The organism is Pseudomonas sp. zfem003 (genome assembly GCF_032621675.1).
Classification (GTDB): Bacteria; Pseudomonadota; Gammaproteobacteria; order Pseudomonadales; family Pseudomonadaceae; genus Metapseudomonas; species Metapseudomonas otitidis.
In genome coordinates, this window is the sequence record NZ_JAVYJG010000024.1 from 1 (window position 1) to 4,999 (window position 4,999).

The 4,999-nt window shown below is 55.9% G+C and carries 2 protein-coding genes; both read right to left on the reverse strand.

From position 1 onward, the window contains the following. Positions 1-357 precede the first annotated feature (357 nt). On the reverse strand, positions 358-3,081 hold the full coding sequence (locus RTK35_RS30410) for an FG-GAP-like repeat-containing protein (protein WP_316909754.1): 2,724 nt from the start codon (positions 3,079-3,081) through the stop codon (positions 358-360). A gap of 235 nt (positions 3,082-3,316) precedes the next feature. Next, on the reverse strand, positions 3,317-4,999 hold a 1,683-nt coding region (locus RTK35_RS30415), incomplete at its 5' end, for a VCBS repeat-containing protein (RefSeq protein WP_316909755.1).

Genomic DNA, 4,999 nt, shown 5'->3' on the forward strand with positions numbered 1-4,999 from the left:
GTTACCGGCCTGGCTTGAGTAGTTAATGGAAAGGGAAGGCTTGATCACCCCAGGTGGGGTGATCAGCGACAGGCTGTAGTTCGCCGCGCCGCTGGCGGATACCGACAACTCACCACTCAGGGAAGAACCGATTGGAGCTGCCGCCTGTGAAAGAGCCGGCAGGGCTCCAATGGCAACCACGCATACGCTTAGAGCCCGCACAGCGGCAGGCCGCACTCTTCCCTGAGTCATGACAATCCTTGTGGTTATTTGTGACGGCAGATTTCTGATGGAGCGCGACTATAGATAACGGCTACTTACAGGCACAAGCCCCCCAGACGTTTTTTTCAATGCCTGTCGAGGACTTCTCACACCACTCTATGGGGAAGCCTTTAACCAGCTGCTTTCTACGGTTTTCCGGATATAGGGCTGGTAGACCTTGCGGTCCGCCGTCGTCCCCGTCTCGCTGCTCTGCCAGTCGCTCACTTCCTGCGACAGCACCTCGCAACCCGTCCACGGCACTTGCGATACGCCCGTGCAGCGCTGCTTCTGGCTGCGGTAGAGCGAGCCCGCCAGCGGGAACACCTGCTTGAATTCGTTGTATTCCAGTGCACCGGTCGCCGGGTCCATCGTCTCCATCCACTGGAAGCCCAGCGAGCCGTAGTCGAAGTGCGAGCGCAGACCGCCGTAGCGGTACTGGGTCTTGCGGACACCGCCCAGGCCATCGGGATTGGTCAGTGCGGTCACCACCTGATAAGGCACCTGCACATCCATCACCGGGAAGCTCGAACCGGCTCCCTTCTGATAGGCACTCCTATCCACCAGCGAGCCGTAAGTGATGTTGGACTCAGTGAGATCGGTTTTCAATACAAGGACATTATTCGGTGCATTTAAATAAAATTTACTTCTAACGACCCCAGCTCTTGAGTAAGAGTACAAATAAACCCCATCACCACCTTCCACAAATAACGGAGTTTCCTCCCAAGAAACACTCAAACCAGAGCGACTCACACACTCACTTGACGCATTTGAATACCCAGAAAGCATCAGCATGAAAAGGCAATTCTTCTTTCCAGGCTGAAACGCAACATTATTAATCCTAAGCACATCACTCTTGCCATCAAGATTAATATCACCAGTCGCCCTAGAAAACGGTGAAACCCCGACATTAAGAAGGCCTCCAAAACTATCTATTATCATACTTCCGTCATCACCACTCCTATATCTTGCAAGCTCAATCGGCGGCACCCCCTCCGAGCGCCTGCCCTGGGTAACCAAAGACCGCCCCGTATTAAGCGCATAAACCATATCAGACGTAGAAAATACCAAATTTTCTGTATTCCCTCTGAAGTCATATAATTGAGCCAAAGAATCACATGGAGGCGTATCAGTATTTAGAGGCTGACTTACATCATGAATCCTAGTATCAAACCCCACCACATCCAATAAACCATCACCATTTATATCAGCAAGCGTACGAGGTGCAGATATCTGAGAAGGCCATATCGCCTCCCAACCACAAACATCCCAATCGCCGTATCCTCCTCTTACTTTCTGCCCCCAGACATCACCACTCCACTTCACCGGAGAGATAAACCCTATAGAACCACTAAGAGCCACATAAATACCGCTTGAGGTAAAACCAACAATATCGCTTCTACCGTCACCATTCATATCCGCAACCTCACGAGGAGTAGCTTCGTTACTGGACCACCCCGCCGCCGTACCATAGGCAGTCAAGTTGGAGTAAACCGGCGAACTCTCGAACCGGTCCCGCTTGTTCAGCGCCACCATCACCTGGCTACTGCTGAAACCCACGATATCCAGCAGTCCATCGCCATCCACATCCGCGAGCTGACGCGGATAAGTATTCTGATCACTCCAACCACCGGCACTGACGCCATAGGCCGCAATCCACTTGGCGGGCTGCTGGAAACCCTCCCCCGTCGACAGCGACACATACACCCCATCACCGGCAAAGCCCACGATGTCGGCCAGCCCATCCCCGTTGATATCCACCACCATCCGCGGGTACTGGTTGTTGTTCGCCCAGCCCCCCGCGTTCACCCCAAAGGACGCCAGCTTGTTCACCGGCGCGGTGAAACCCGTCTCGGTGCCAAAGGCCACATGCACACCATCGTTGAAGAAGCCCACGATGTCCGGTCGGCCATCGCCGTTCACATCCGCCAGCTGACGCGGGTGCACGTTCATGTCACCCCAGCCCTGGTTCGCGCCGAAGGCCGCCAGTACCAGTTGCGGATCGCTCATCCGCTTGCCCGTCGATGGGTCCTTGTCATAGCCGTACTGGCTGTCCACCGACAGGCAGTTGGCATCACCGCCGTCCGGGCAGTACTGCAGCTTGGTCAGGTTCGACAGCCCCGCACCGGAGGCGGTGTAGGTCAGCTTGTATCGCGCACTGTTGGCATCGTTGCTCACACCCAACAGGCGATAACGGATGGCAGGCCGTATCCCGGCCCCCAGGTACATCGGGATCGGGTCCGGGCGCGCCGTCGCCTCGCCCCAGTCGAAGGTGATCGTTCGAGCCGGCGCACTGCCCGCGTTGGCGTTGCCGCTGTACTGGATGCGCTTGGGGTAGCTGACGTTCGAATCCTGGATGTAGCTGACGGTGTAGTAGTTGCTGAAGCGGTCACTGACCTTGCTCAGCGACCAGGCATAGGGCAACGACGTAGTGCTTCCACTGGGCGTGACCAGCACACGACTGTCAGCACTGTTGCCGAACTCGATTACCTCGCCGCTCTTTTTCCACACCTTGAACCAGGACGAGGCACTACCGAAGTCGCCATAACCAACGATCTTGGTGAAACTCTCTATCTGCGTGCGGTACTCAGCCCCATCAGCCCCGTAGGCGCTACCGCTCTTGAGGATCAGCCGCTGGCCGTCCAGGCACAGCCGGTCATTGGCGGTCAGGCTGGTGATGCCATCTTCGATGCCGTCGATGGTCTTGTCCCGCGGACAACGACCGATCTGCGACAGACCACCCAGGGTCCAGCCCATGCCCAAAGGACCGTTACCGGCCTGGCTTGAGTATGGGGTGATCAGCGACAGGCTGTAGTTCGCCGCGCCGCTGGCGGATACCGACAACTCACCACTCAGGGAAGAACCGATTGGAGCTGCCGCCTGTGAAAGAGCCGGCAGGACTCCAATGGCAACCACGCATACGCTTAGAGGCCGCACTCTTCCCTGAGTCATGACAATCCTTGTGGTTATTTGTGACGGCAGATTTCTGATGGAGCGCGACTATAGATAACGGCTACTTACAGGCACAAGCCCCCCCAGACGTTTTTTTCAATGCCTGTCGAGGACTTCTCACACCGATCTACGGGGAAGCCTTTAACCAGCTGCTTTCTACGGTTTTCCGGATATAGGGCTGGTAGACCTTGCGGTCCGCCGTCGTCCCCGTCTCGCTGCTCTGCCAGTCGCTCACTTCCTGCGACAGCACCCCGCAACCCGTCCACGGCAATTGCGAAACGCCCGTGCAGCGCTGCTTCTGGCTGCGGTAGAGCGAGCCCGCCAGCGGGAACACCTGCTTGAATTCGTTGTATTCCAGTGCACCGGTCGCCGGGTCCATCGTCTCCATCCACTGGAAGCCCAGCGAGCCGTAGTCGAAGTGCGAGCGCAGGCCGCCGTAGCGGTACTGGGTCTTGCGGACACCGCCCAGGCCATCGGGATTGGTCAGTGCAGTCACCACTTGGTAAGGCACCTGCACATCCATCACCGGGAAGCTCGAACCGGTGCCCTTCTGATAGGCACTGCTATCCACCAGCAAACCGTAGGTGATGCTGGACTCAGTGAGGTCGGTTTTCAGGGACAGGATCTGATTGGGGGATTTGGACAAGCTCCGACTCAACCTAACACCGTCACTTCCAAAGCCCAGAAGAGCGAAGTCGGAACTTCCAAAACTCGGCACGAAATCCAGGTTGCCATTGGCCGTAGATGCAAAGGCAGGAACACATTCGGAGGTGTCCAGCCCACTTTGCTTGAACTTGTAAACCTGACTGCAGCCGGCAGTATTGACACGCAAAACTTCCGCTTGGCCGTCCACATTAAAATCCGCAACCACCTTAGTATAAGAAGCCATGTTGTACATAAGGCTTTCAGCTGCTTCAAATCCACCACTGGTTGCCATCGCCCCAAACTCGGCACCAACCAAAGTAGCCGCAGCCATATACCCCCCCATATTAAGAGAGATATAGATTTCGCTGCGCAGCCCAACGCCTACATGTTTGGCAATGCAAGCCTTTGAGGGATAACTACGTTTATACCTGGGAATCAAATCAAACCCAACGATATCAGGAAGGCCATCAGAATTTATATCTACCAAGAGACGAGGTGAAACTGACTGACCAGCCCAGTTGACTCTAATATTGTCCACAGCCTCACAGCTATTATTACTTATACGACTATAACCATATCCATTAACCCAAAGAGCAGGCGCGCCAAATCCTACCTGCCCAGCCAGGGCCACATACACGCCACTTCCTGAAAAACCTACAACATCGGCTTTCCCATCACCATTCATATCGATGACTTGTCGCGGATAAACTTCGTTACTGGACCACCCCGCCGCAGTACCATAGGCATTCAAATTGGAATAAACCGGCGAACTCTCGAACCGGTCCCGCTTATTCAATGCCACCATTACCTGAGTGCTGCTGAAACCCACGATATCCAGCAGCCCGTCACCATCCACATCCGCTAGTTGGCGCGGATAGGTGTTCTGGTCACTCCAACCACCGGCACTGACGCCATAGGCCGCAATCCACTTGGCGGGCTGCTGGAAACCCTCCCCCGTCGACAGCGACACATACACCCCATCACCGGCAAAGCCCACGATGTCGGCCAGCCCATCCCCGTTGATGTCCACCACCATCCGTGGGTACTGGTTGTTGTTCGCCCAGCCGCCCGCGTTCACCCCGAAGGACGTCAGCTTGTTCACCGGCGTGGTGAACCCCGTCTCGGTGCCAAAAGCCACATGCACCCCATCGTTGAAGAAGCCCAC